The organism is Flavobacterium sp. GW821-FHT12A05, from assembly GCF_058807735.1.
Window position 1 is genome coordinate 404,059 of record NZ_JBXAQY010000007.1, and the last position, 25,571, is coordinate 429,629.

27 protein-coding genes are annotated in these 25,571 nt (G+C 34.5%); 12 read left to right on the forward strand and 15 right to left on the reverse strand.

Features of this window, described 5'->3' with window-relative positions; genetic code table 11:
• Positions 1-72 precede the first annotated feature (72 nt).
• From AC1RRQ_RS18160 to AC1RRQ_RS18175, 4 genes are all read right to left on the reverse strand, one after another.
• Entirely contained in the window at positions 73-336 is a 264-nt protein-coding gene (locus tag AC1RRQ_RS18160) for a TM2 domain-containing protein (protein ID WP_493024432.1), read from the reverse strand.
• A gap of 89 nt (positions 337-425) precedes the next feature.
• Positions 426-704, reverse strand: coding sequence for a TM2 domain-containing protein (locus AC1RRQ_RS18165; protein ID WP_493024433.1), 279 nt, complete (start codon positions 702-704; stop codon positions 426-428).
• 18 nt (positions 705-722) lie between these two features.
• Positions 723-1,148 (reverse strand): DUF805 domain-containing protein, encoded by a 426-nt coding sequence (locus AC1RRQ_RS18170; RefSeq protein ID WP_493024434.1) that lies wholly within the window; start codon positions 1,146-1,148, stop codon positions 723-725.
• A 199-nt stretch (positions 1,149-1,347) separates the two neighbouring features.
• A complete protein-coding gene (locus AC1RRQ_RS18175; RefSeq protein WP_493024435.1) occupies positions 1,348-2,292 on the reverse strand; it encodes a 2-hydroxyacid dehydrogenase in 945 nt (314 codons plus the stop codon).
• 380 nt (positions 2,293-2,672) lie between these two features.
• On the opposite strand from AC1RRQ_RS18175, the gene nhaA reads away from it, so the two are divergent.
• Positions 2,673-3,818, forward strand: coding sequence for a Na+/H+ antiporter NhaA (nhaA, locus tag AC1RRQ_RS18180; protein ID WP_493024436.1), 1,146 nt, complete (start codon positions 2,673-2,675; stop codon positions 3,816-3,818).
• A 189-nt stretch (positions 3,819-4,007) separates the two neighbouring features.
• On the opposite strand, the gene proC is transcribed toward nhaA, so the two are convergent.
• From proC to AC1RRQ_RS18230, 10 genes are all read right to left on the reverse strand, one after another.
• Complete coding sequence (gene proC, locus AC1RRQ_RS18185) at positions 4,008-4,784, reverse strand: pyrroline-5-carboxylate reductase (RefSeq protein ID WP_493024437.1); 777 nt, start codon at positions 4,782-4,784, stop codon at positions 4,008-4,010.
• Positions 4,785-4,896: 112 nt separating this feature from the next.
• The gene (mgtE, locus tag AC1RRQ_RS18190; RefSeq protein ID WP_493024438.1) at positions 4,897-6,246 is read right to left on the reverse strand and encodes a magnesium transporter; all 1,350 of its coding nucleotides are present in this window, start codon (positions 6,244-6,246) and stop codon (positions 4,897-4,899) included.
• On the reverse strand, positions 6,230-7,015 hold the full coding sequence (gene rsmA, locus AC1RRQ_RS18195) for a 16S rRNA (adenine(1518)-N(6)/adenine(1519)-N(6))-dimethyltransferase RsmA (protein ID WP_493024439.1): 786 nt from the start codon (positions 7,013-7,015) through the stop codon (positions 6,230-6,232). The genes mgtE and rsmA overlap by 17 nt, the downstream gene beginning before the upstream one ends.
• Positions 7,016-7,140: 125 nt before the next feature.
• Positions 7,141-7,332, reverse strand: coding sequence for a hypothetical protein (locus AC1RRQ_RS18200; RefSeq protein ID WP_493024440.1), 192 nt, complete (start codon positions 7,330-7,332; stop codon positions 7,141-7,143).
• Between the two features lie 51 nt (positions 7,333-7,383).
• Positions 7,384-7,695, reverse strand: a complete 312-nt coding sequence (locus tag AC1RRQ_RS18205; RefSeq protein ID WP_493024441.1) for a DUF4286 family protein — start codon at positions 7,693-7,695, stop codon at positions 7,384-7,386.
• Between the two features lie 142 nt (positions 7,696-7,837).
• Positions 7,838-9,619 carry a tetratricopeptide repeat protein gene (locus AC1RRQ_RS18210; protein WP_493024442.1) on the reverse strand — a complete coding sequence of 594 codons (1,782 nt, stop codon included), beginning with the start codon at positions 9,617-9,619 and terminating at the stop codon, positions 7,838-7,840.
• Positions 9,620-9,745: 126 nt separating this feature from the next.
• A complete protein-coding gene (serS, locus tag AC1RRQ_RS18215) occupies positions 9,746-11,017 on the reverse strand; it encodes a serine--tRNA ligase (protein WP_493024443.1) in 1,272 nt (423 codons plus the stop codon).
• A gap of 123 nt (positions 11,018-11,140) precedes the next feature.
• The gene (locus AC1RRQ_RS18220; protein WP_493024444.1) at positions 11,141-12,547 is read right to left on the reverse strand and encodes a tetratricopeptide repeat protein; all 1,407 of its coding nucleotides are present in this window, start codon (positions 12,545-12,547) and stop codon (positions 11,141-11,143) included.
• A 27-nt stretch (positions 12,548-12,574) separates the two neighbouring features.
• Positions 12,575-13,471, reverse strand: a complete 897-nt coding sequence (locus AC1RRQ_RS18225) for a hypothetical protein (protein WP_493024445.1) — start codon at positions 13,469-13,471, stop codon at positions 12,575-12,577.
• Between the two features lie 271 nt (positions 13,472-13,742).
• Positions 13,743-14,285 (reverse strand): DMP19 family protein, encoded by a 543-nt coding sequence (locus AC1RRQ_RS18230; protein ID WP_493024446.1) that lies wholly within the window; start codon positions 14,283-14,285, stop codon positions 13,743-13,745.
• Positions 14,286-14,477: 192 nt separating this feature from the next.
• Between AC1RRQ_RS18230 and AC1RRQ_RS18235 the strand changes: the two genes are divergently transcribed.
• The 7 genes from AC1RRQ_RS18235 to AC1RRQ_RS18265 all read left to right on the forward strand — a co-directional run bounded on the left by AC1RRQ_RS18235 (position 14,478) and on the right by AC1RRQ_RS18265 (position 19,153).
• Positions 14,478-14,927 (forward strand): SLATT domain-containing protein, encoded by a 450-nt coding sequence (locus AC1RRQ_RS18235; RefSeq protein ID WP_493024447.1) that lies wholly within the window; start codon positions 14,478-14,480, stop codon positions 14,925-14,927.
• A gap of 79 nt (positions 14,928-15,006) precedes the next feature.
• Positions 15,007-15,726: a hypothetical protein gene (locus AC1RRQ_RS18240; protein ID WP_493024448.1), complete on the forward strand. Its 720-nt coding sequence runs from the start codon at positions 15,007-15,009 to the stop codon at positions 15,724-15,726.
• Positions 15,727-15,873: 147 nt separating this feature from the next.
• Positions 15,874-16,326: a protease complex subunit PrcB family protein gene (locus AC1RRQ_RS18245; RefSeq protein ID WP_493024449.1), complete on the forward strand. Its 453-nt coding sequence runs from the start codon at positions 15,874-15,876 to the stop codon at positions 16,324-16,326.
• A gap of 230 nt (positions 16,327-16,556) precedes the next feature.
• On the forward strand, positions 16,557-17,048 hold the full coding sequence (locus tag AC1RRQ_RS18250; protein ID WP_493024450.1) for a hypothetical protein: 492 nt from the start codon (positions 16,557-16,559) through the stop codon (positions 17,046-17,048).
• 6 nt (positions 17,049-17,054) lie between these two features.
• Positions 17,055-17,618, forward strand: coding sequence for a hypothetical protein (locus AC1RRQ_RS18255; protein ID WP_493024451.1), 564 nt, complete (start codon positions 17,055-17,057; stop codon positions 17,616-17,618).
• Complete coding sequence (locus AC1RRQ_RS18260; protein ID WP_493024452.1) at positions 17,619-18,176, forward strand: YdeI/OmpD-associated family protein; 558 nt, start codon at positions 17,619-17,621, stop codon at positions 18,174-18,176.
• Between the two features lie 74 nt (positions 18,177-18,250).
• Positions 18,251-19,153, forward strand: a complete 903-nt coding sequence (locus tag AC1RRQ_RS18265; protein WP_493024453.1) for a PhzF family phenazine biosynthesis protein — start codon at positions 18,251-18,253, stop codon at positions 19,151-19,153.
• Positions 19,154-19,218: 65 nt separating this feature from the next.
• Here AC1RRQ_RS18265 and AC1RRQ_RS18270 read toward each other — a convergent pair whose 3' ends face one another.
• Entirely contained in the window at positions 19,219-19,446 is a 228-nt protein-coding gene (locus AC1RRQ_RS18270) for a CDGSH iron-sulfur domain-containing protein (RefSeq protein WP_315247872.1), read from the reverse strand.
• A gap of 516 nt (positions 19,447-19,962) precedes the next feature.
• Here AC1RRQ_RS18270 and metG point away from each other — a divergent pair.
• The 4 genes from metG to AC1RRQ_RS18290 all read left to right on the forward strand — a co-directional run bounded on the left by metG (position 19,963) and on the right by AC1RRQ_RS18290 (position 25,347).
• Entirely contained in the window at positions 19,963-22,098 is a 2,136-nt protein-coding gene (gene metG / locus AC1RRQ_RS18275) for a methionine--tRNA ligase (RefSeq protein ID WP_493024454.1), read from the forward strand.
• A gap of 160 nt (positions 22,099-22,258) precedes the next feature.
• Positions 22,259-22,822 (forward strand): NfeD family protein, encoded by a 564-nt coding sequence (locus tag AC1RRQ_RS18280; RefSeq protein WP_493024455.1) that lies wholly within the window; start codon positions 22,259-22,261, stop codon positions 22,820-22,822.
• Positions 22,823-22,833: 11 nt separating this feature from the next.
• Positions 22,834-24,345, forward strand: coding sequence for a flotillin family protein (locus AC1RRQ_RS18285; protein ID WP_493024456.1), 1,512 nt, complete (start codon positions 22,834-22,836; stop codon positions 24,343-24,345).
• 117 nt (positions 24,346-24,462) lie between these two features.
• A complete protein-coding gene (locus AC1RRQ_RS18290; protein WP_493024457.1) occupies positions 24,463-25,347 on the forward strand; it encodes a DMT family transporter in 885 nt (294 codons plus the stop codon).
• Positions 25,348-25,571 lie beyond the last annotated feature (224 nt).

The window sequence follows — 25,571 nt, forward strand, 5'->3', positions numbered from 1 at the left end:
TACTAATCTCTCGAAATAAAGAAATCCCATTCGCCGCGGCGAATGGGATTTTTTAGTTTCAACGTTTAGATATTAAAACCAAGGTTTTCTGCCAACCTGATATGTTTGATAAAAATCTTCGTCGGTTTTAGTTAGGTAGATTATTCCTTCTATAAGTCCTATTAAACTGCCAAGTCCACACAAAAGATTAAGAAGTATTTGAATGATTCCTTCTTTTGTGTAACCCAAATAGAATTTATGAATTCCTAAAGCTCCAATTAAAATTCCTAAAATTCCAGCAACAACTTTTTTGTTCTCTGGTCTAGGACCTCCAAACTCTGATTGTGTATTTTCCATATTGTTATTTTTAAAAAATTAAATTTGTTAATGTAATGGGCAAAAAAAATCCCATTCGTTTATACAAATGGGACTAAATATGTTTTTTTTTAGAACCAGCCCTTTTTACCTACTTGGTACGTTTGGTAGAATTCTTCGTCTGTTTTAGTCAGGTAAATAATTCCTTCTATAAGACCTATTAAGCTTCCAGCTCCACAAGTAACTATAGTGATTACAATTTGAATGATTCCTTCCTGAGTATATCCTAAGATAAACTTATGAATTCCAAATCCTCCTAATAAGATCCCTAGAATTCCGGCAACAACTTTTTTGTTTTCTGGTCTAGGCTCTGATGGCGTATTCCATGATTCTGGTTTTGTAGTCTCCATTTTTATATATTTAGTTAATTATTGTAATTCAACGTTACCAATTTGATTGATTTCTTCTACTTCATTTTTCGGGTCATTACCGTATTGGTTTGGTCCGTAGTTACCTTCTGTACAGAACAAAATCAAAATCCAGATTGGGCCAACAAATGGAATAAGAGCAACAAAATAAAACCACCCGCTTTTTCCAACATCATGTAATCTTCTAACTACTACCCCTAATCCTGGAAGAAGTGTTGCAAGTGAATAAAGCATCACAAGACCATATCCGATAATTACTCCTGTAACAACATCACCAAGTATTGCCCCAACTATTAATCCAATAATTATTAATAAAAATGAAATTATACCATTTGCAAGTGCAAAATACCAATATTCACTTCTTCTTGCACGACCTTTAAAGTTTGCATAGTTTTCAAAAACCACTTTCTTGTAATATTCAATCATAATTAATAATTAGTTACTGTTAATACCTACTCTTTTTTAGGATTTTCGGTTTCTCCAAAAAAATTAAGAAAAAGTTATTTAGACTGATTCTTTAAAATTCGGAAACAATATTATTAAAAATTAACAAATAAAACTAATTGGCAGCAAAAAATTTACAAGAAAAGACTCGTTATTTAAGATTAAGGAAATAAAACCCGCTCTAAGCGTATACTGCCTTAATTTTATCTACAATAACTTGAGCCAAACGCTCGTGGCTTTCAAAAGTCCAGCCGGCAATATGAGGCGTTAAAAGTGCATTTTTAGCTTCGAGTAAATACTGAAATGCTTCGGGCGTGTTTTTATCCTGAAAAAGCGTTTCAAACGATAATTTTTCATATTCCAGAACATCAAGCCCGGCCCCTAAAACTTTTTTAGTTTTCATTGCCTCTACTAAATCTGCTGTTACTATATTTTTTCCTCTCGAAGTATTGATAACCCAAAATGGTTTTTCGAAAGCATTTATAAAAGCGGTATCCACCATTTTATCCGTTTCTGGAGTCCACGGAAGATGAAGGCTCAATACATCTGCTCTTTTTTGTAATTCCTGTAACGAAACCTGTTTAGCACTTTCATCACCAATATTCTCTAAAATATCATGAAAGATAACATCGACTTCAAAACCGCGAAGTTTTTTTGCAAAAGCCTTGCCCATATTTCCGTAGCCAATAATTCCCACCGTTTTTCCATCAAGTTCATGACCACGATTACTTTCACGATTCCATTGTCCGGCTTTCACTTCGGCGTCGGCCTTATTTAAATTATTAAAAAGAGATAAAATTACGCCAAGCGAATGTTCTGCCACTGCATTTCTATTTCCTTCGGGCGCGGCAATTAAATGAATTCCTTTAGTTTCGGCATAATCGCAGTCGATACTTTCTAAACCTGCACCAACTCTGGCAATAAACTGAAGATTAGCTGCTTTGTCCAGGAAGGTTTTATCGATTTTAAATCGGCTTCGAATTACGATTCCGTTATAATCCTGAATTTTAGCTTCAATTTCTTCTTTAGAAGATTTAAAATCGGCATGGTTTTCGAAACCTGCTTCTTCCAGCTGATTCCAAAGCACCGGATGATTGCTGTCGATATGTAGAATTTTTATGCTCATTATTTATTGAATTTTATTAAAACAAAAATACAGTAATTCTTTAAAAGTTACTTTAAATATTAATCTTGCCGCAACTTGCCTTTTGCTTATTTCGGGCAACAGATTAAACAATTAAAAATGACAAAGCAAATCGTCAATATAGCACACAGATGACACAGATTCGCTTCGCGAAACCACGGATTAAAACGGATTTTTCTCATTTTGTCATTTCGACCGAAGGGAGAAATGACATAAACTTTGTCCCTTTGTCCCTTTGCACCTTTGTCCCTTTGCACCTCTTACTCCCCCTAAACTTTTTTATTGGGCAGATTTTTTTTAACTTTGAAAATATAAGCTTCAAAGAAATTCTGTTTCTTCTAAATCATTACAAAAATTCCAAAATGAAATTAACCAAGACTTTTAAAGCCTTTTTTGAAAACGAAAAATCAGGCGGATTACTTTTATTATTCGTCACTATAATTTCGTTATATGCTGCAAACTCGGCTTACTCGGCTGAGTATATTTCTTTTTGGGAAAAAGATTTAGGAGGACATTCTATTACACACTGGATCAATGACGGATTAATGACCATTTTCTTTTTGCTGATTGGTTTAGAATTAGAACGCGAAATTTATCATGGCGAATTATCGAATATAAAAAATGCTTCGCTCCCAATTATGGCCGCTTTTGGCGGCATGCTGGTTCCGGCTGCAGTCTTTTTGGCTTTAAATTTTGGAACAACCACTCAAAATGGAGCAGGAATTCCGATGGCTACAGATATTGCTTTTGCGATTGGAATTTTATCGCTTTTAGGCAGTAAAGTTCCTTCTTCGCTGAAAGTCTTTTTAACCGCACTGGCCGTTATTGACGATCTTGGCGCTATTATCGTTATTGCGATATTTTACACCACGTCAATTTCGTTTGTAAATCTGGGAATTGCTTTAGGAATCTGGGGGCTTTTATTTGTTTTAAACCGAATGAAGGTTTATAACCTCATTCCGTATTTAATTGGGGGTATCATAATGTGGTATTTTATGCTGAACTCTGGTGTTCATGCTACCATTACTGGTGTTATTCTGGCTTTTGTAATTCCGTTTGGCGATGGCGGAGAAAAGTCTACTTCATACAAATTGCAGCATTTTCTTCATCAACCTGTTGCCTTTTTCATTTTGCCTTTGTTTGCTATTGCAAATACATGTATTGCCATAGAATCAAATTGGCATGAGGGTTTAAATCATCCCAATGCATTCGGAATTATTTTAGGACTGGTAGTGGGAAAACCTTTAGGAATTGCGCTATTTTCTTCTATTGGAGTTAGTGCCGGTTTATGCGCCTTACCTAAGAATCTAAAATGGGCTCATATTTTAGGTGCGGGAATGCTGGGCGGTATTGGTTTTACAATGTCTATATTCATTACACTTTTAGCTTTTAATGATCCCGAAACTATTCTTTATTCTAAAATATCAATTCTAATAGCGTCTGTACTTTCCGGAGTTTTTGGTTTTGCTTATCTAAAGTATATTTTGACGAAAAAGCAAGAGGTTTGATTTTGAAAGTTGCTCTAATAGCACGCAGATGACGCAGATTAAATAGATTTTTTTATTTTATAATTGTCCAAAGATGCAGTTCGTCATTGCGAGGAATGACGCTGAAAATGTAAATATTTAAAAACAAAAAATCCCAAACCCCAACAAAAATTGGAATTTGGAATTTTAATATTTGAAATTTAAAAAACTTTAACCTTTGATTTGTTTCAAAGAAGTTTTGATTCCTTTTATTAAAGACGAACTGAAACCGTTGTGTTCCATTTCATTTAAACCGACAATTGTACAGCCTTGTGGCGTGGTTACACGATCGATTAATTGTTCCGGATGTACTTTTTCTTCTAACAACATTTTTGCTGCTCCTTTTACTGTTTGTGCGGCAATTGCAAGAGCGGTGTTTGAATCAAACCCAATTTCGATTCCTGCCTGCATAGAAGCACGAATATAACGTAAAGCATACGCAGTACCACATGCGCCTAAAACGGTCGCTGCATCCATTAATTTTTCGTCGATAACCGGAGCGGTTCCTAAATCCTGGAATAGATCTACAATTGGCAGTGCTTTTTCGCGATCTTTCTCCGGAAAAGAAATACAGGTTGCCGATTCTCCAAACTGCGCTGCAATATTGGGCATAATGCGCACTACCGGAAATTCGTTATTTGTTTTAGATTGAAGAACATCCAAAGACAAACCGCTTACTGCCGAAGCAATGGTTTTATTTTGAATAACCGGCAGAATCTCGGCCAAAACAGTATCAACCTGATACGGTTTTATGGTTAAGATCACCACATCGGCTTCCTGAATATTGTGTTTATTGTCGTTAGAAACGGTAATTCCGTATTCCGTTAAATACTGAATACTGCCAATGTTTCTTCTTGTTACGGTAACTTGATTGTTTTTCGAAAATTTTGCAATTCCCAAGGCAATAGAAACTCCAAGGTTTCCTCCCCCTATAATGTGTACTTTCATCCTGCTTGGTTTTAATTTATTTTTGGCTGCTGAACAGCAGATTTTTCAGCGTGTAAATTACGCAGATTTTAAGGATTTTAAATCACTGTAATCTATTAATTTGTGGCAAAAATTAAAACCCAAGAATCAGTTTGGCAACTCCAAAATAGAGCATAATTCCAAATACATCATTGGTTGTAGTGATAAACGGACCTGTTGCAATTGCGGGGTCTATTTTATTTTTATGCAGAAAAAGCGGCACTAAAGTTCCTAAAGTTGCGGCAAACATAATAACCACAATCATAGAAATCGAAATGGCTATTCCCACTAAATATTGTCCGTACATAAGAGAATGATACCCTAGTAAAAGCAGGGAAATGATGCTTCCGGAAATCATCGAAACGGTAATTTCTTTGCTGAAATAGCTTCGGCTGAATTCTTTCAAAGTTCCGTTTGCTAAACCCTGCACCACAATCGCCGATGCCTGAACTCCAATATTTCCGGCTGTAGCCGAAAGCAAAGGAACGAAAATAATTAAGGTTGAATATTTTTGGAAAGCGGTTTCATTGTCTTTTAAAACAAAAGAAGCCACAATCTCGATCACCATCCCTATTAAAAGCCAAGGCAAACGTGCTTTTGTTAGTTCCAAAACGCTGTCATTCGTTTCGATATCTTGTGTAATACCCGCTGCTAATTGGTAATCTTTGTCGGCTTCTTCCTTGATTACGTCTACGATATCATCAATAGTAATTCTTCCAACCAAACGACCTAATTCATCCACAACCGGAATTGCCTCTAAGTCGTACTTCTGCATGATACGGGCAACCTCAACATCTTCGGTATCGACTCTTACGAAATTTAATTTTCGGATATAAACATCGCCAATTTGCGTTTTGGTAGAAGAAGTCAATAAATCTTTAAGGGATAATCGGCCTTTCAAACGGTTTTCATCGTCAACAACGTAAATAGAATGTACCCTTGAAACATTTTCTGCCTGAATTCGCATTTCTTTTACGCAGGTTAAAACGTTCCAGTTTTCATTGACTTTTACAAGCTCTTTTCCCATCAAACCACCCGCCGTGTTTTCGTCGTAACGAAGTAACTCGACAATGTCTTTTGCGTGCTCAACATCGACTAATTCCGAGATAACTTCTGCTTTGATTTCCTGCGAAAGTTCTGCGATAATATCGGCCGCATCATTGGTTTCCAGCTCGTCAAGCTCCTCTGCAATCTCTTTAGGCGATAGTCGGCTTAAGATATTCTCACGAAGATCTTCTTCTAATTCAAGAAGAATTTCGGCTGTTTTATCACTATCTAAAACTTTGAAAATGTAGGTTGCTTCGTCGAAATCTAATTCATCTAAGATTTCGGCGATATCGGCGTGATGCAGGTCGTTAAGTAAAACTTCAAGTTCATTGTCATTTTTATTAACGATATGCTCCTCTAATTGGTGGATAAATTCTTTGCTAACTTTGAACTCCATCGGCTTCTATTTTTTGAGTCAAAACAATAAATTCGTCAACGCTAAGCTGTTCCGGACGTTTATCAAAGATAGTGTCTTCTCGCAGTTTATCTGATAAATTTAATGTTTTCAAACTGTTACGTAATGTTTTTCGTCTTTGCTGAAAAGCCGTTTTTACAACCGTAAAAAACAACTTCTCACCACACGGAAGGCTGTAATCTTCCTTTCGGGTCATTTTCATCACACCCGACTTGACCTTGGGCGGAGGAATGAAAACATTTTCGTCTACAGTAAACAAATACTCAGTATCATAGAAGGCCTGGGCTAATACGGATAAGATTCCGTAAGCTTTTGATCCTTTTTTCTCGCAGATTCGCTCTGCAACTTCTTTTTGAAACATTCCGGAAAATTCCGGAATCTGATCTCTAAACTCTAATGTTCTAAAAACAATTTGAGTCGAAATATTGTAGGGGAAATTTCCAATTATAGCAAATTGCTTGTCTTTGTAAACTTCATTAATATTGTATTTCAGAAAATCCTGAGAGATAATCTGGTCTTTTAATTTTGGATAATTTTCGCCTAAATACACCACAGATTCTGTGTCAATTTCAATAACGTGTGTATTTATCGGCTTCTCAAGCAAATACTTAGTCAACACACCCATCCCTGGTCCTATTTCTAAAACCTCATCATATCCCTCTAAGCTTAAAGTATCTGCAATTGCTTTGGCGATACTTTCGTCTTTAAGAAAATGTTGTCCTAAATGTTTTTTGGCTTTTACTTTTTCCATTTTATCTTTCTTGTTTTGCCGCGAGGGCGCAAAAGTATTCTTTTTGCTGTGAAGGGTCAAAGACTCAAGGATTTATTTTTGCTTTTTATGCTTTTTTTTGCCACAAAGGCGCAAAGACACAATGCTTATTTTTTTCTTGGCTCAATGACAATCTGGAAATTATCCTTATTTTTATCTATTTTGTTCTTTACTGGAAACCTGCTGATACGTTCGCTTAAGCGCAAAAAACTATAAAATCTTTCCACTTTTGACAACTTCAGAAAATCTTCCTGCTGTTGTTTATTGCTTTCTTCTTTAGTTTGAAATCGAATTTCCATAATAGCCTTTTTAAGTAAAAACTGAGACTGAAAACCGAGACTGGAAACTAATTAATGATCTGAAATAACCTCCAGTTCGGTTCTAAAAGAAAGCATTTTATCAGCAAATAATTCCAATGCTTCTCTGTCAAACTGCGGCTGGTCTTCGATGTAATATTTTTCTAAAGTCTCTTTGCTGTCGGTTGTATATTGAACAGAATAAGTAATTCCGCCCATTTCTTCCTCTATCAAAACTTTTACAATTCGTGCCGAAGAAAATTTCTGCGTAGACAAAATTTCCGGAATATGTTTTTCCTGCATCCATTTTAACCATTGATCATGAACGCTTTCGTGTATATTGGTAGTAATATTGTAAATAATCATTTTTTTCTAAGCTTCTAAGATGCTGAGATTCTAAGGTTCTGAGTTTTATTTACTAGACTCTTAAAAGCAACATCGTATTATTAATTCTTTGTTTACTCGTTAATTCGGTTAAACGGTTAAACAAATAACCAGTTAAACCAAACTACAAATTCTTATCTCCTCTCAATTCCCGGTATTTTTTTCTGGCATCAACAAAGTAAATACTATCCTGATGGTTAAAAATTACCTTTTCATATAAAGGCTTGGCCTTTTCTACGTCTTTTAATTCGTCGTTGTAAATTTCTGCCGAAAAAAACAGCGCTTCATCTATATAAATTCCATCGCTGTGATTGTCGATGATTTGCTGGTATTGGCTTAAAGCCGAAGCAAAATCCTTCTGACTTTCATATATTTTACCTAAACGCAACAATGTTACAGCTTCAATTTCCTGCCCTTTGAAGGTCTTTAAAACATACTGAAACTGTGTAATGGCTTCTTGTTTTTTATTTTGATAAAGTAAAAAATCGCCTTTTGCAAATTGCTTCAATGCAGTTTGTGTCGAATCGGCAGCCGTATTATCATTTATTAGTAAAAAGTATTCAAGAGCGTCGTTGGCAATTAATTGCGTGTTTGCCGATTTTAATTCTTTAAATTGTTTTAAAGCCCATTCAAAATCACCTTTGTAATAGCTTGTTTTTGCGGCTTTTAAACTGGCTTCATGTGCCATGACATCATTTTTTAAATCCAGCTGAATCTGCGAATAATAAATCAGTGCCTGGTTGAATTTTTCTTCTAAAAGTAAAATATCGGCCAGTTCCATCTTTGCATCGGCTTGCTGATAGGCATTTAAATTTAATTCTAATGCTCTTTTTACAACTGCCTTGCCTTCTTCTGTCTTTTTTAAATTAAAGGCCAGAAAATGTGCCTGAATTAATTGCAAAGATAAGGTAAAAGGATTGATTTCGTAAGTAACCAGTAACTGCTGCAATTCATTTGCAATGGCTGGATAATCTTTTTCCTGCGCTTTATCAATTTTAATCTGCATTAAACTGGCGTTGCTGTGAATCAGCAAATCAACATCTTTCGTATTTTGAAGAATGAAGTTTAAAATCTCGGCTGCAGTTTCAGTATCATCTTCGTTTAAAGCAAACTGACTTAGATTTACAATACTGATTAAAGATTCTGGTTCGCGTTTATAAATGGCTTTTTCCTGAATGAATGCTTTTCCAAATTCTTTTTGCTGTACATAAAACCAGCTCAGATAATGGTTCCAAAAAACGTCCTGATCTTTCTGGGTTCTTAAAATCAATGCTTTTCGCATCGCATCTTTAAAAGCCGTATTGTCTGTTTCGCCGTTCATGAAACGAGCAAGCTGCATCTGGATTAAATTGGCATTCTGCTGATTGTTATAGGATTCTGTCAGCAAAAGATCGATCATTAAATCGGTTTTTCCTAATTGACCGTACAACATTCCAACTTGGAAATTGAAATTGTAATTCGGCTGTACCTGCATTGCAGTCTGATAAGATTTTAAGGCATATTCCAGTAAAACCTTTTTTTCGAAAGCATTTCCAACTCCGTAAACATCATTTGGATTGGTTTTGATTTTTTCGATTGCCTGTTCGTAGTAACTTTTGGCTTTCGATTCGTTTTTCTGTAATTGATAATTGTATCCCAATTCAACTAAAAAAACGCCTTGTTTGTAGCGATTGTAACGTTCCAGAATTGTTTTTTCGGCAATATCAAATTGCTGTAACTGCTGATAACAATCTATAGTTCGTAAAAAATATTGTGTATTAGACGGTGAACCTTTTAAAAGGTCTTCGTAAATGATTTTAGCTTTTTCGAAATCGCCTTTATCGTAGTAATTATTCGCTAACTGCTCGTTTTGCGAGAACGCAAGACCAGACCACAACAAAACGATATAGATAAAGATATTTTTCATATTTCTGTTTTTAGCGTGGTATTATTTAGTCTCAGTGTTCAGTATTCAGTCACAGTTTACAGTCGCAGTATGCAGTCTCTGTCAAACTGAATACTGCGACTGAACACTGTAAACTATATACTAAAGTTAGTCAATTATATCAAATCCGCAGTAAGGACGTAAAACTTCTGGAATTACGATTCCTTCCGGCGTTTGGTAATTTTCTAAAATTCCGGCTAAAACTCTAGGCAATGCTAATGAACTTCCGTTTAATGTATGTGCCAGTTGGTTTTTTCCGTCTTTGTCTTTGAAACGTAATTTCAATCGGTTTGCCTGAAAAGTTTCGAAGTTAGATACAGAACTAATTTCTAACCAACGATCCTGCGCTGTTGAAAACACTTCAAAATCGTAAGTCAAAGCCGATGTGAAACCCATATCGCCACCACAAAGACGTAAAATTCTGTATGGTAATTTTAATTCCTGCAGAATGTTTTTAACATGTTCTACCATTCCGTCAAGCGCTTCGTATGATTTATCAGGATGCTCAACACGTACGATTTCTACTTTGTCAAACTGATGCAAACGATTTAATCCGCGAACGTGTGCTCCGTAAGATCCCGCTTCACGACGGAAACATGGTGTATAAGCTGTATGTAAAACCGGTAAGTCGCTTTCGTTTAAAATAACATCGCGGAACAAATTTGTAACTGGAACCTCAGCAGTTGGAATCAGATATAAATCGTCAACTCCTGCGTGGTACATCTGTCCTTCTTTATCCGGCAATTGTCCTGTTCCGTAACCTGAAGCTTCGTTTACCAAATGAGGCACCTGAACTTCGTTGTATCCTGCTGCTGCATTTTTATCTAAAAAATAATTGATTAAGGCACGTTGTAAACGAGCTCCTTTTCCTTTATAAACAGGGAAACCGGCACCCGTAATTTTTACACCCAATTCAAAATCGATAATATCGTATTTCTTTACCAATTCCCAGTGAGGCTCTGCACCTTCGTGTAAAACCGGAATATCTCCTTCTTCAAAAACATTCAAATTGTCGTCTGGTGTTTTTCCTTCAGGAACAATATCAGCCGGAAGATTTGGAAGCGTGTATAATTTATTCGTTAACTCAACAGCCAAAGCTTCTGCTTTTTCTCCAAGTTCTTTGCTTTTTTCTTTTAATGAAACCGTTTTTTCTTTTAAGATTGCTGCTTTAGCTTTCTCTCCCGCTTTCATTAACTCGCCTATATCTTTGGACAATTTATTAGATTCGGCTAAAGTATTATCTAATTCCACCTGAGCTGCACGACGGTTTTCGTCTAATTGCACCACCTCTTCAACAACGCTTTTAGCATCGATATTTCGTTTTGCTAAAGCCTTGATTACTTTCTCCTGATTTTCTCTAATAAATGCGATTTGTAACATAGCTTGATTTTTATAACTATTGTATTTTTTTATAACGGAAGCAAATTTAAGGAAATGTTTGCTAAGATTACCTACAAATTGTTACCAACATTTTGCTGATGCGGAGCATTTACCTGCTTTTATCTATTCTTTTATAATTTTAAAAGTTTCTGCCCTTTCGCCAATAGTAGTTTTTAAAATATAAAATCCCGAATCTAATCTAATGATGTTTATGGTTCCGTCGCTTGTTTTTCCTTTTAAAACGGACTTCGATTCGAAATTGAACAACTCAAAATCAAAGTTTTTTGAACCAATGTTTTCTACCGAAACACTTTCTTTTGCTGGATTTGGGAAAACGAAAGGCTTGTTTTTAAGTACTTTTTCAGGCTGATGTTTGCTGCAGGCATCTTCTAAAAGTGAATCTAAATCGAATTCATCGTACACTAAGGTATAATTGAGTTCTTTTGCTTTTTGAAACAGCTGGCAGGCGTCGTCATATTTTTTCTGATCGAGATAAATAATTCCGAGATTTTTCATTGCATACGAATTGTTTTTATCCATTTCTAATGCTGCTTTCAAATCGGCGATTCCTTTTTTAGATTCGCCCATTTTATGATAAATTAATCCACGGGTTGTTCTTAAATCTCGTCCGCCATAAGCGGTTATTTTTTCTATTTGTTTCTCGTATTGAAAAGCTTTCTGAATATTTTCGAATGCTTTTTCATATTCGCCCATATCACTCAATAACCTGGCGAGTGCCCAGTATGCTTGGGCATGATCTGGTTTTTCGATTACAATTTTCTCTAAATAATAACGCGCCAAATCATACACTTTTCTTTGTTGCAACAAAGTTGCAAAATTAAATAAAATGCGATAATCATTGGGCGCGTTCTTAATTGCTTTATAATAATAGTTCATAGCAAAAGCTTCCATTTCAAGTGAAGCATAAATGCTTGCCAAACGATCATAAAGCTTACTTCTAAAAACAGCCGTTTTCCTTTTTACCGAATCCGACAAAACCAAATCTTTGTTTTTTGGATCTTTATCAATCGAATATTCAACCTTTTTTAAATCCTCAATCGCCAATGTATTATTGCCAAGGCTGACACTTAAAACACCACGATTATAGAGATCATTAATTTTGGTTGGATTATAATTGGTTCTTGTGTTGATATCCGTCAGCATTTTTAATGCTTTTTTGACGGTTTCTTCGCGATCTTTATTAAACGGAAGTTTATAATCTGTCCTTCCGGTCATTTTTCCGTGGGCAAAATTCCAGGTTACCAGTTTTTCACCTTGTCTATTGTACTGAAAACCATCACCGTCTTTCAACCCATCTTTATCAAAGTAGAAAACTTCGTTTAGTTTTCCGTTAGAATAATAGGTTTTAGAACTATCCGGCTTTTTATCTGCGCTGTACCAAATGGCAACCGAAACAACCTGATTATCATAAAAATATCGGGTCACATTATCAGATACTTCTTTTTCTTTTTCCTGAGCCAGCAAGAAAACAGGCAAAATCAATAAAACAAAAAGTATCTTTTTATGCATTTTTTTAAGTTTCAATTAGCCGCGAAATTATAAAAATCGGTTACGATCGTCTTTTTTAAACGAATAGGTTTTTCCGTCGAACCTTAATCTTTGGAATTCTTTTTTGACTTTTAAATCGTTTTTTTGCTGAATATTATTTTCTAAATCTTCTTCGGCTGATTCTTCATAAGAGAAAATTTTAGAAACCAGTAAATCATTAAAACCGTTTGTCTGCATATCCGAAATGCTGATTCCGGTTTCTAAAGTTTCTATTTGATAGGTTCCGCCTCCGTTCGAATCTCCATTTGAAGATCGAATTGGATATTCGTATAAAATTTTATTCATTTTATTTCCGTCAAAAGTCACAATCGTAAATTTTTCTTCGGAATACATTACCACTCTGCTGCTCGAATATACTTCTGTACTAAAAGCAATGGCAGGAGTTTTATCGTTTAACTGAAGTAGATCTTTTAAAATATAAGTCTTTGCAACTCTTAAACCGTCATTTTCGTAATAACCAAGACTGGCATCTGTTTCTTCTGCCAGAATTTTTCCGTCTTCATTATTTACAAAAACGTATTTCCTTTCATAATAATTGCCTAAATCTTCTTCCGTAGATTTTGTTTTGGGCTTTTTGTTAGTAACCGAAATCACGAAAAAAGTTACTTTGTTATTGTACCGAATCGAACTTACATCTTCGGTTTTAATCGCACTATATTTGATTTTGAGATTTTCAGCCGTTTTCTTGAGCAGACTCAAATTCAATTCGTCTGACGGAATTATATATTCGCTTTTTTTAAAGATTAGTCTTTCGACCATTTTAGGAGTTTCTGTCTGCACAGCTAACGATGGGGCGTTTTCGTCAATGAGCTGTTTTTCATTTTTTCCACAGGAGGATAAAAATAGAAAAATGCCACTGAGAATTAAGTAGGATTTAATTTTCATTGGTGTTGATTTTAAAATTAGGGGCTTTCAAATATAAAATATTCTTAGAAAGCTTTTTAAATAAAATCAAAATTTTAAGAAAGTTCTTAATTTATTTATATTTCACTAACAATTCTCTTATTCATTTGTTTTCAAAAACACCACAAATCTGCCAGACAAAAGCAAAATATCTCCAGCTTTACGGCATTTGTTAGTGTGATTGCTTCGTTCCTCGCAATGACAAAAATACTTTGAACCTCTGCTTCTTTGAACCTTTGAACCTCCAGAAAAACTACGCTCTTTTAATTTCATGCCCAACAAATTCCTCCAAAACAGCAAACATATCGTCTACAGAAAGTACTTCAAAATCGGGATGGTTTTTTAAAAAATCAGCATTTAACTGTGCTAAGTTTTCTTCTAATTCAAAAAAAGTGTCATTATTTAACGAATCGCGAACCGGATTTACACCTTCTAATTTCCCTTTCAAGAATTTTCCCAGCTTTATATTACTCATTAATCGAACTTTTTTGCTTTGTTCCTGAAACAATTCTAAATGTTTTTCGGCACCAATTAAAGCCAGACCTTCTTCGATAAGCTCGTTTAGTTCTTTATTCCAACCTGATTTATAGACAAACTGAGAAAAATTTCCTTCGGTATATTGCGAATAGTAATAATCGAGATAGTAACTCGTAAATGCATCTTCGTGAATAAACTCATCGTCTACACCTTCTTCGCGCATTAAGTTGATTACCGAAATATTTGAGTGAATAACATCCTGAGGATTTTCACTTTTCATTGCCGTTTCAGAAACTATTATTCTGCCAAATTCCTCCATTTTAGTTTTGTTTTGAGATTTGATTTGCAAAGTTGAGGGAAAAAATGATACGATTTTAAAATTGTTTTCATATTTACCGGTTTTCAAAACCCGTGTAAATACTTAGTAATTAGTTTCATTTTATTTATATACTTGTTTGCCAAATTATTAGACTTGAAATAATAAAAACTAATCTTTTAAAATATAAAAACTATGAAAATCAAAGAGCTGAAAAAAGATCTTTTATATAACGATATTGAAGAAAGAATTGATAGTATTAAAAGAAAAAAAGACGTTTACTTATTTCTTTATCGAGCAACAAAAATTATAGTTTTTATTGCCGGCGCAACTGTTACGGTACTTACAGGCTGGGAAATATTTAACAAAAAAGAAGAGTTCCATCCCGAAAATTATGTTTTAGTTATTAGTGCGTCTATTACTGTTTTGGCTGCCATAGAAGGATTGTTCAGTTTTAAAGACAAAGGAAAAAGCAATGACCTTTTGTTATTTGAATTGCGAAGACTTAGAGACAGAATATGCTATGACTATACAAAAGGAGAATTAATCTATAAAGGAAATAGAGATCAGCATTTTTTAAAATATCAGGAGATTTTAGAATCTCAAAAGGCAATCATAGAAGATTCAAATGGCGGCGAGGATTAAACGCTATTTTGCGATATTATTTTTAAAAAGAAAAAAGATTATTTTAGCAAAATATGAGATAAACTTTACACATTAAATTATGGCTGTTGAATCGGAACAAAAAGATATAGATAATGAAAATGAATATATAGAAACGGACATTTTAATTAATTTATACTTTAAAAAAATATTAAAGTCAAATGAAAAGAGAAGCAAATATCTAGACTTGCTCAATCAACGAATTGATGAAAATAAAAAGTCTCTTAATAGATTATTACTGATTATACTTTTTTTAATTATTGCATTTCCATTAATCTTAGAGACAAAAATCAGCGAAATATCTGTTGGTCCATTTAAACTTCAAGAAAACACAATTGCCTTATACATAATACCTTCTATTTTTGCATTTTGCCATTATAAAACCATTCAAATTTATCTTGTTATAAGTAAACAAAGTAAATATTATACAGGTTTAGCATCAGTATTTTTTAAACACAGTCAATTTTCAGTTGCGAGCAATATTATAAAGCCTTACTTATTTTTAGAATCTACAGCTTATCATCATCTTACAGAAGATTCAAAACTGCTAAAAAAAATTTTAGATTTTCTTTGGATTTTAATATTGTTAGGCATTGTTCTTTTTCCTTATTGGTTTGTTTATTATGCTTTAAAATCATTATTTACCAAATATGGTTTAAATAATATTCAAGATTTAATGTTTTTTCTTGCTCCCATACTAATCAATTGTTTCACATTTATTTTAACCGTTCAACATGTAAAAAGAAAAAACATTACTGATGAGGAAGAAAAAAAAGAATAGTCTATTTTTTAATAAATTTTAATTTACAACTCTGCAATATCAACTCAAACATAAATTTAAAATTAACCACGCAACCATTTAAAAAAACCACATCTGTTTAGTAAATAGCGTTTTACAATAAATTCTAATTAACTAAAACCAAAAACCATGAAACAGATTATTTTTATTTTCAGCATTTTGTTTGTGTTCGTAAGCTGCAACAGCGACGATTCAGACAATAACTCATCAAATGTAACCTATTCCGAAATTATTAAGGGTGATAATTACAATGGAAAAGACAGCAATCCAAAAGGTAATTTAGTTATAAAAGACCAAACGACCTGGAACGATGTGCTTTCTAAAATGAACCTTATTTTGCCTGCAAATATGATTTTTCCTGATACCAACATCGATTTTACCAAATATCAGGTTATTGCTGTTTTTGATCAGGTGCGTAATTACGGCGGATATTCTATTGATATTACAAAAATTACCGAAACTCGTAATCGAATAATCGTTAAAGTAGAACAGCTAAAACCAGGAGGCATTGCTACTGTAATAACACAGCCATACCATATCGTTAAAATACCTGCAAGCAATAAAAAAGTAGTCTTTGACTAAAACCTGTCTCATAACCACCATCGCTATAAAATTTGTTTTAATATTGATAATGGCATGGTGGTCACATTTTTCAATTTCCCTTTTTACTTTCTCATAATCGCTATGATTCCAATTTTTGGATCTAGCAGAAAGGCTTAAAAATGTTTTTTATCTTTTTCACTCTCTTTATCTCTTAATTGTATATTTTGGCAGTTTATTTTACAAAAGAACAAAACTAAGCCAGCAAACAAATGGAACTTTCTAAAGGAAATAAAAGCGAATCTGCAAACATAGAATTTGAAGAGGCTTTCTCTGATTTAAAAAGAATGGGAGAAATTGTTCCGAGTGCAAAAAGGACTTTTGAATTACTATCTGAATTAAATTCAAAAACGACAGATTCAGAATCGGATAATTTGATTGCTGTATTACATCAAATACAATATCACTCAAACACCAACAGTTTTTTCTATTTCTATTTTCCAATAGTTACGTATATTTTGTACTTTAAACCAAAATATGAAAGTGAACTTTTAAAATTTCTAATTGAACCCAATTTTGCCAACGGAACATCAGAAACCAATGAAATGATTGAGGAAATTATTGGCGCCATGAAATACAAACTCGGCCAAAATCAATATTATTTAACGAAAGAAAGCCAGCATTGGATTGTAAACGAGCTTCCGAAATTGCATAAAGAAGTTCAAAGGGAAATAGAAGTTTGCTGGAAAGAATTGAAAAACTAATAAGCTATGAAAACAAAAATTGTATTGATTCTTTTATTTTCAGCTTTTATATCTTGTTCAAAAAAAGAAAAAGACAATAATCAATTTAAATATTTTGATTTTTCTTTTAGTAATACTTTCGAAACGTGTTTTTCTATAAAGGTTTCTCCAAATGACAGTGTTTATATTCGGGAACATTGGAATGTTCATGATATTTGGGACAGTACTAATGTTAATATTCCAAAAGGTGAAACAAATTATATAGCTTTAATAAGCAAAAATGACAGAAAAACACTAAGTGAATTAATTTCTAAAACACAGCTTAAAAAATACGATTACATTTATAGCGAAAATTATAGTGATGGTCAATTTTATAGATTCTATTTTGACAAAGATTCAATCAAAAAATCAATATTTATACATAGCTATAAAAATGATGTCCCAAAAGAATTAGATTCTTTAGCGAAATGGATTTATACATGGAAGAAGAGAGTAAGATTAATCAAGACAAATAAAAAATTAGATTTTTTTAGTTCCCAATATGTTCTTCCACCACCCCCGCCACCTTCTAAAACAATAATTAAAGAATAAATGACTCCAACATTCTTCTCAACACAAGAAAAATTTAGAGAATGGCTAGAAAAGCATTACACAAAAGAAACCGAACTTTTAGTGGGTTTCTATAAAGTGAGTACTAAAAAGCCTTGTATGTCCTGGTCAGAATCTGTAGATCAGGCGCTTTGTTTTGGATGGATCGATGGTATTCGAAAATCAATTGACGAAGAAAGTTATACGATACGCTTTACACCAAGAAAAAAATCAAGTATTTGGAGTGCCATCAATATTAAAAAAGTAGAAGCACTCACAAAAGCCGGTTTAATGAAAGAAGAAGGCATAAAAGCTTTTGAATTAAGATCTGAAGAAAGATCCAAAATTTACTCGCATGAAAATGAAGCTTACATTCTGGATCCCGAACTTGAAAAACAATTTAAAGCCCATAAAACAGCTTGGGAATATTTTAGCAATCAAGCGCCATCCTACAGAAAGGTTATAATACATGTAATTATGAGCGCCAAACAAGAAAAAACCAGACTTGCGAGATTGGAAAAAGCAATAAAATTTAGCGCTGAGGGAAAACGAATGTTGTAAAGGTTGTTGCTTTGATATTTTATAAACTGTAACTTTATTCCGTCTAAACAAGCTCAGCTATAAAAAAGGAAAATATGGAGGGAAGAACAGCATTAGAATATTACGTTTTAGATGTGTTTTCAAACGAAAGTTACAAAGGAAACCCTCTTTCTGTAGTTTTTACTAATGGAAATCTAAAATTAGAAACCTATCAGGATATTTCTAAAGAATTTGGCTATTCTGAAACCTCTTTTATCTATTATTCTACAAGAGAAAAAGCTCTCGTAGTTCGTTCCTTTACCCCAACGGGAATCGAAATCGACGGCGCAGGACATAATTTATTAGGTGCAGTCTGCGGTGCTTTGCTAAAAGGAATGCCCATTTTTGAGGAACAAAACGAAAGCGAACCTTTTGTAATCATGAAACATTCGGCAATACCTGTAACAGTAAGTTTTGATCCGGTTACTTTTTATCCGCTTGTTCAAATGCATCAAAAATCGGCGGTAATCAAACAAGAAATTCCAACTTATAGAATTGCAGTAGCTCTGGGTTTAAAAATTGAAGATTTAGATGTGAATGCTTTTGTTCCAACAATAGTTAAAACAGAAGTCGCACATACAATGGTTCCTATAAAAAACAGTCAATTACTCAACAGCTGTGTTCCAGATAATCAACTCTTAATTGAAATCTCAAAAGAATATAATTTTGAAGGCTTTTATTGTTTCGCCATTGCCGAAGAAGGCCAGGAACATATAGTCGAAACGAGATTTTTTAACCCAATAATCGGGATATATGAAGATCCGGCTACAGGAACGGCTGCAGGTCCTTTAATTGGTTTTTTAACGCAAAAGAAATTTACTAAATCGGATAAGGAATATAAAATTCTTCAAGGTGTAAAATTAAAACAGGCATCGATGATTGAAGTTATGAATCGTGAAGAAGATATTTTAGTAGGCGGTTCATCTATTATTACAATGAAAGGGGAACTTTACATCTAAAAATAAAAAAAGCTGCATCTAGAAAATGCAGCTTTTTTTATATCTAAACCTAGAAATAGAATTTCTTAGTTTGTTTTCATTGGAGGTAAATCGAATGCAACAGAATCGTGTTCGAAGTTATTTCTGTGTCCGCCATCGCAAAATGGTTTGTTTGCAGATAATCCGCAACGGCAAAGCCCAAGTGCAGATCTTCCTTGTAATCCGTATACAGTTCCTTCTGGATCCATGATTTCAAAATCGCCTTCAATTTTTATCGATCCGTTTTTGTTGATGATTAGTTTTGTCTTGCTCATAAAATTTGTTTTTTCGGTTGCAAAGATTGCGAAATATATTCTGAAGATTTCGCTTGTAGTGCTAGTTTAAACTGGTTCTATTTTAATGGAGATTTACCACCGAGATTCGAAGGTGTTATACTTTTGTCAGACTGAGCGAAGTCGAAGTCCTGCAAAGATTTTTAATTTTAGCCACAGATTAAAAGGATTACAATGATTTTTGAATTGCGTCCAGCTTTAGCTCGATGTAATTGTAAATGATGATCAAATATTGGCTTTAGCCAAAACATATACGTTTGGCTAAAGCCCCTAAAACTAAACCTTACATAAACTCCAGCTAAAGCTGGAGGCAATTCATATTTAAAAATCTTTTTAATCTGTGACATAAAAAAACTTTGCAACTCTGTGCCTTTGCGAGATTATTTCGCCACAATAACAAAAATCTTTGTTAATCTCTGCGAAAACTCTCTGCGAATCTTTGCGTAATAACAAAATCTCAATTCTATTGCTTATTTTTGCACTCAATAAAATTGAAATATGATACAGAATCCAAAGAGATATACGATCACGGCAGCATTACCTTACACTAATGGACCAATCCACATTGGGCATTTGGCGGGGGTTTACGTGCCTGCAGATATATATTCGAGATATTTAAGATTGCAAGGAAAAGATGTAGCATTTATCTGCGGAAGCGATGAACACGGAGTTGCAATTTCGATGAAAGCCAAAAAAGAAGGAGTTACGCCACAAGAAGTTATTGATAAATATGATGGAATTATCCGTAAATCGTTTGCTGATTTCGGAATTTCATTCAACAATTATTCTAGGACTTCGGCAAAAGTTCATCATGACACGGCTTCGGAATTCTTTAGGACTTTGTATGATAAAGGCGATTTTATTGAAGAAGTTACCGAGCAATTGTACGATGCAAAGGCAAATCAGTTTTTAGCAGACCGTTTTGTTGTGGGAACTTGCCCAAAATGTGACAATCCGGAAGCTTATGGCGATCAGTGCGAAAAATGCGGATCGACTTTAAATGCGACTGATTTGATCAACCCAAAATCGACTATTACGGGAGAAACTCCAATTTTAAAAGAAACAAAACACTGGTTTTTACCTTTAGACCGTTATTCTGATTTCTTGACTGAATGGATTTTAGTTGGACATAAAAACGACTGGAAGCCTAACGTTTACGGACAAGTAAAATCTTGGATCGACGGCGGATTAGAGCCTCGTGCCGTAACGCGCGACCTTGATTGGGGAATTGATGTTCCGGTTGAAGGTGCCGAAGGAAAAAAATTATACGTTTGGTTTGATGCGCCTATTGGCTACATTTCGTCTACAAAAGAATGGGCAGCGCGCGAAGGAAAAGACTGGGAACCATATTGGAAAGATGAAGAAACCAAATTGGTTCACTTTATTGGGAAAGACAATATCGTTTTTCACTGTATCATTTTCCCAGCGATGCTAAAAGCCGAAGGAAGTTATATTTTGCCAGACAATGTTCCAGCAAATGAGTTTTTGAATTTAGAAGGAAACAAGCTTTCGACTTCTAAAAACTGGGCAGTTTGGTTACACGAATATTTAGAAGAATTTCCGGAGAAACAAGATGTTTTGCGTTACGCTCTAACATCTAACGCGCCGGAAACAAAAGATAACGATTTTACATGGAAAGATTTCCAGGCGAGAAATAACAACGAATTGGTTGCTATTTTTGGAAACTTCATTAATCGTGTTGTGGTTTTAACCAACAAATATTACGATGGTATTATCCCAACGCCAAACGAATTTACAGAAGTTGACGAACAAACTTTAGCTGAATTAAAAGCCTATCCAGCCGTGATTTCAAGTTCGGTAGAGCGTTACCGATTCCGTGAAGCTTTGGGCGAATTAATGAACGTTGCCCGTTTAGGAAATAAATACCTTGCTGACGAAGAGCCTTGGAAAGTAATGAAAGACGATCCAGAGCGTGTAAAAACACAAATGTATGTAGCATTGCAAATTGCTGCTGCTTTGAGCGTTTTGGCAGAACCGTTTTTACCTTTTACATCGGCTAAACTTTCTAAGATATTGAATTTAGCTGATCTTAAAGAACATTTTGAAGGATTCAGCAAATTCTTAAAAGAGAAAGATCGTGATGCAAAAGACATCATTATTGACAAAACATTAGGTTGGAATGATATTGCTGAAAATTCAGATTTAATTCCGGCAGGACATAAAATTGGCGAAGCTGAGTTGCTTTTTGCTAAAATCGAAGACGAAGAAATACAAAAACAAATAGATAAATTGGAAGCGACAAAAACCGCAAATATTGCCGAAAACAAACAAGCAGAACCACAAAAAGATTTAATTCAGTTTGAGGATTTTGCCAAAATGGACATTCGTATTGGAACTATTTTAGAGGCCGAAAAAATGCCAAAAGCAAACAAACTTTTAGTTCTTAAAGTAGATACAGGAATTGATGTTCGTACTATTGTTTCGGGAATTGCAGAAAGCTTTTCTCCAGAAGAAATCATTGGGAAACGTGTTTCTGTATTAGCAAACCTTGCTCCAAGAGCTTTGCGCGGTGTTGAAAGCCAGGGAATGATCTTAATGACAACAAACGCTGAAGGAAAACTGGTATTTGTAAACCCAGATGCTGATGCACCAAATGGAGCTACAGTAAACTAAAGTTTTATAATTTTATATAATAGCGTGAATCGATTAATCCTTAATTGATTCACGCTTTTTCTTTTTTGCATAGCCACAACATCGATTTTTAATCGAAATTAGTTTTGTTTCGCAAAAAGTAAGATATTAGCGCCAAAAGTTATTCGAAAAACTGAAAATTATGGAGCTATTAGAAAGTTTACCGGTTTTACTTAAGTCGTTTTGGTATATCGCTATTCCAACAAGCTTAATTTTTATTATTCAAACCATTATTACCTTTTCGGGTCTTGATGTTGCTGATGGTTTTGATACTGATTTTCATGCAGATGCACATGACGGGGATTTCCAGCTTTTTTCATTGCGAAACCTTATTAATTTTCTTTTAGGATTCAGCTGGACCGGAATTTCTTTTTACTCCACTATTGGCGACAAACCTCTATTTCTTATAATCGCTTCATTTGTTGTTGGCGTTTTGTTTGTTCTTTTATTCTTCTTTGTCATCAAACAAGTGCAAAAATTAGCCGAAGACAATTCATTTAAAATAACCAATACGCTAAACAAAACAGCCGAAGTTTACCTTACCATTCCTGAAAACAAAAAAGGAAAAGGTAAAATTATGATTAGCGTAAACGGTGCTTTTCATGAACTGGAAGCCATGACCGAAAATGATCGAATTCCGTCAGGAATGGCCGTTAAAGTTGTGAAAATAGAAAACAACAACATCTTAATCGTAGAAACCATTTAACATACATTATAATGAACCCAATTATTTTAATTGCAGTTGCGGCAATCGTTTTATTCGTAACAATTTCGGCATTAATTTCCAGGTACAAACGTTGTCCATCTGATAAAATCTTAGTCATTTACGGACGCACCGGAGGTACATCTGCAAAATGTGTACATGGCGGAGGTGCTTTTATCTGGCCGGTAATTCAGGATTATTCATTTTTAGATTTAAAACCGCTTTCTATCGAAGCCAATTTAACGAATGCATTAAGCCGACAAAACATTAGAGTCGATGTTCCGTGCCGATTTACCATTGCAATTTCTACAGAAACAGATAGTATGAATACGGCTGCCGAAAGACTTTTAGGTTTATCATCAGAACAAATTCAGGAGCTGGCAAAAGATATTTTATTTGGTCAATTACGTTTGGTAATTGCAACGATGACAATTGAAGAAATCAACTCAGATCGTGATAAATTCCTAGACAATATTTCGAAAAACGTTGACAGCGAATTAAAGAAAATTGGTTTAAAATTAATAAACGTAAACGTTACGGATATTAAAGACGAATCTGGTTACATTGAAGCTCTAGGAAAAGAAGCTGCAGCAAAAGCAATTAACGAAGCAAAAATAAGCGTTGCTGAGCAGGAAAAAATTGGAGAAACCGGTAAAGCTCTTGCTGATAGAGAAAAAGACACTCAAATTGCCGAAACACATAGAGATCGTGACGTAAAAATCGCGATTACACAAAAAGACAGAGAAATTAGTATTGCAACTGCTTCTAAAGATGAAACAATTGGAAAAGCAGAAGCAGCAAGAGATACAAGGGTAAAAACTTCTGAGGCAAATGCAATTGCAATTCAGGGAGAAAACGAGGCAAAGATTGCGATTGCAAATTCTGAAGCTTTGCGTAGAGAAAAAGAAGCAGAATCGCTGCGTATTGCTATAACAGCTGAGAAAGTACAACAGGCAAAAGCCTTAGAAGAATCGTATGTTGCCGAGCAAAAAGCCGAGCTTGCACGTTCTGAAAGAGAGCGTTCTACACAAATTGCCAACATTGTAATTCCTGCCGAAATTGCCAAACAAAGAGCAATTATTGAAGCTCAGGCCGCTGCCGAAACTATTAGAGAAAATGCAAAAGGAGAAGCCGATGCAATTTTTGCTAAAATGGAAGCAGAAGCAAAAGGTCTTTTGGAAATTTTAACGAAACAAGCCGAAGGTTATAAAGAAGTCGTTGCTGCAGCTGGAGGAGATCCAAGCAAAGCTTTCCAGCTTTTATTATTAGAAAAACTTCCTGAATTGGTTAAAACTCAGGTTGAAGCTGTTAAAAATATCAAAATCGACAAAATTACCGTTTGGGATTCTGGAAATGGTCAGGGCGAAAGCGGTTCAACAGCCAATTTTGTTTCTGGAATGATGAAAACGGTACCGCCGTTGAATGACTTATTTAACATGGCCGGATTAAATCTGCCAAATTATTTAAAAGGAGAAGACACTCCCGATGTTCCGCCAACTATTGAAGTTGTAGAAAAAGAAGAATAACAATTAAATTCTATCATAAAAAAGCGCGAACCGATTAACATTTTTAATTGATTCGCGCTTTTTGCTTTCAAAGTAGTTACTTTGTAGAGTATCTTTGAAAAATAATACACTTTTACAATGAAAATCACCAAACCAAGATTAGCTTTAATCTGCGGTATACTCTGCATCTCCATTTTCCCTATATTGGTTAAATTACGTTTGGCGCCAGGATTAATTTCGGCTTTTTACCGAATGTTCTTTGCTGTCGTTCTGCTTTTACCGTATGTTTTATTGAGCGGCAATTTTAAAATCCCAACATTAAAATTTACTCTTTTGGCAGTGCTTTGCGGGATATTATTCTCTTCGGATGTGGCCGTTTGGAATATCGCCATTCAGGAATCAAGCGCGACTCAGGCTTCGCTGCTGACGAATTTATCTCCGGTTTGGGTTGGAGTTGGTTCTTTTCTTTTTTTAAAATCAAAACCCGCGACAAACTTCTGGATAGGTACAATTGTATCTTTATTCGGGATGATAACTTTGGTTGGTTTTGAGTTTTTTATCGACTTGAATTTCGATCAGGCTTTTCTGTTTGCCGTTTTATCCGGAATCTTGTATTCGATTTATCTTTTGGTGAGTAAAAATGTACTTTCAGAAGTCGATGTTTTATCGTTTATGACCATTAGTTTATTTGCCTCTAGTATTTATTTAGGAATTCTTTGCTATAGTTTAAACGAGCCATTTACTGGATTTTCAAATACAGGATGGTTTGTATTAGTACTTCAAGCCGTAATATGTCAATTGTGTGCTTGGCTTTCTATTAGTTATGCAACGCAGCACATGCGCGCAACCAGAGTTTCGCTGAGTTTATTGAGTCAGGCAGTAATTACCTCAATTTTAGCTTGGTTGTTTTTAGAAGAAAAAATAACTTTACAGATGGTTTTTGGCGGTATCGTTTTGCTTTTCGGAATCCGAATTACATTTTACGATAAAACGATTTCTTTGAAAAGGCTTTTTTCTAAATAGTTTGCCCGCAGATTTTACGGATGAAACTGGTTTACACTGATAGTTTATGAAATTCGAGGTTTCACGCAGATTCAGCAGATTTAAGCAGATAAAAATCTTTTTAATCTTAATAATCTGTGGCTAAAAATTAATGCAATTCGTGAATTGCTTCGCCTTTTCGCTATCGCTCGGGTCGTGGCAAAAAACCTAAAACCTGAAACAAATAAAACTTGAAACAAAAAACT

Excerpts from the sequence above, each read along its gene's own strand:
- AC1RRQ_RS18160 (WP_493024432.1), bottom strand. The coding sequence starts at position 336 with ATGGAAAATACACAATCAGAGTTTGGAGGTCCTAGACCAGAGAACAAA.
- AC1RRQ_RS18165 (WP_493024433.1), bottom strand. The coding sequence starts at position 704 with ATGGAGACTACAAAACCAGAATCATGGAATACGCCATCAGAGCCTAGA.
- AC1RRQ_RS18170 (WP_493024434.1), bottom strand. The coding sequence starts at position 1,148 with ATGATTGAATATTACAAGAAAGTGGTTTTTGAAAACTATGCAAACTTT.
- AC1RRQ_RS18175 (WP_493024435.1), bottom strand. The coding sequence starts at position 2,292 with ATGAGCATAAAAATTCTACATATCGACAGCAATCATCCGGTGCTTTGG.
- nhaA (WP_493024436.1), top strand. The coding sequence starts at position 2,673 with ATGAAATTAACCAAGACTTTTAAAGCCTTTTTTGAAAACGAAAAATCA.
- proC (WP_493024437.1), bottom strand. The coding sequence starts at position 4,784 with ATGAAAGTACACATTATAGGGGGAGGAAACCTTGGAGTTTCTATTGCC.
- mgtE (WP_493024438.1), bottom strand. The coding sequence starts at position 6,246 with ATGGAGTTCAAAGTTAGCAAAGAATTTATCCACCAATTAGAGGAGCAT.
- rsmA (WP_493024439.1), bottom strand. The coding sequence starts at position 7,015 with ATGGAAAAAGTAAAAGCCAAAAAACATTTAGGACAACATTTTCTTAAA.
- AC1RRQ_RS18200 (WP_493024440.1), bottom strand. The coding sequence starts at position 7,332 with ATGGAAATTCGATTTCAAACTAAAGAAGAAAGCAATAAACAACAGCAG.
- AC1RRQ_RS18205 (WP_493024441.1), bottom strand. The coding sequence starts at position 7,695 with ATGATTATTTACAATATTACTACCAATATACACGAAAGCGTTCATGAT.
- AC1RRQ_RS18210 (WP_493024442.1), bottom strand. The coding sequence starts at position 9,619 with ATGAAAAATATCTTTATCTATATCGTTTTGTTGTGGTCTGGTCTTGCG.
- serS (WP_493024443.1), bottom strand. The coding sequence starts at position 11,017 with ATGTTACAAATCGCATTTATTAGAGAAAATCAGGAGAAAGTAATCAAG.
- AC1RRQ_RS18220 (WP_493024444.1), bottom strand. The coding sequence starts at position 12,547 with ATGCATAAAAAGATACTTTTTGTTTTATTGATTTTGCCTGTTTTCTTG.
- AC1RRQ_RS18225 (WP_493024445.1), bottom strand. The coding sequence starts at position 13,471 with ATGAAAATTAAATCCTACTTAATTCTCAGTGGCATTTTTCTATTTTTA.
- AC1RRQ_RS18230 (WP_493024446.1), bottom strand. The coding sequence starts at position 14,285 with ATGGAGGAATTTGGCAGAATAATAGTTTCTGAAACGGCAATGAAAAGT.
- AC1RRQ_RS18235 (WP_493024447.1), top strand. The coding sequence starts at position 14,478 with ATGAAAATCAAAGAGCTGAAAAAAGATCTTTTATATAACGATATTGAA.
- AC1RRQ_RS18240 (WP_493024448.1), top strand. The coding sequence starts at position 15,007 with ATGGCTGTTGAATCGGAACAAAAAGATATAGATAATGAAAATGAATAT.
- AC1RRQ_RS18245 (WP_493024449.1), top strand. The coding sequence starts at position 15,874 with ATGAAACAGATTATTTTTATTTTCAGCATTTTGTTTGTGTTCGTAAGC.
- AC1RRQ_RS18250 (WP_493024450.1), top strand. The coding sequence starts at position 16,557 with ATGGAACTTTCTAAAGGAAATAAAAGCGAATCTGCAAACATAGAATTT.
- AC1RRQ_RS18255 (WP_493024451.1), top strand. The coding sequence starts at position 17,055 with ATGAAAACAAAAATTGTATTGATTCTTTTATTTTCAGCTTTTATATCT.
- AC1RRQ_RS18260 (WP_493024452.1), top strand. The coding sequence starts at position 17,619 with ATGACTCCAACATTCTTCTCAACACAAGAAAAATTTAGAGAATGGCTA.
- AC1RRQ_RS18265 (WP_493024453.1), top strand. The coding sequence starts at position 18,251 with ATGGAGGGAAGAACAGCATTAGAATATTACGTTTTAGATGTGTTTTCA.
- AC1RRQ_RS18270 (WP_315247872.1), bottom strand. The coding sequence starts at position 19,446 with ATGAGCAAGACAAAACTAATCATCAACAAAAACGGATCGATAAAAATT.
- metG (WP_493024454.1), top strand. The coding sequence starts at position 19,963 with ATGATACAGAATCCAAAGAGATATACGATCACGGCAGCATTACCTTAC.
- AC1RRQ_RS18280 (WP_493024455.1), top strand. The coding sequence starts at position 22,259 with ATGGAGCTATTAGAAAGTTTACCGGTTTTACTTAAGTCGTTTTGGTAT.
- AC1RRQ_RS18285 (WP_493024456.1), top strand. The coding sequence starts at position 22,834 with ATGAACCCAATTATTTTAATTGCAGTTGCGGCAATCGTTTTATTCGTA.
- AC1RRQ_RS18290 (WP_493024457.1), top strand. The coding sequence starts at position 24,463 with ATGAAAATCACCAAACCAAGATTAGCTTTAATCTGCGGTATACTCTGC.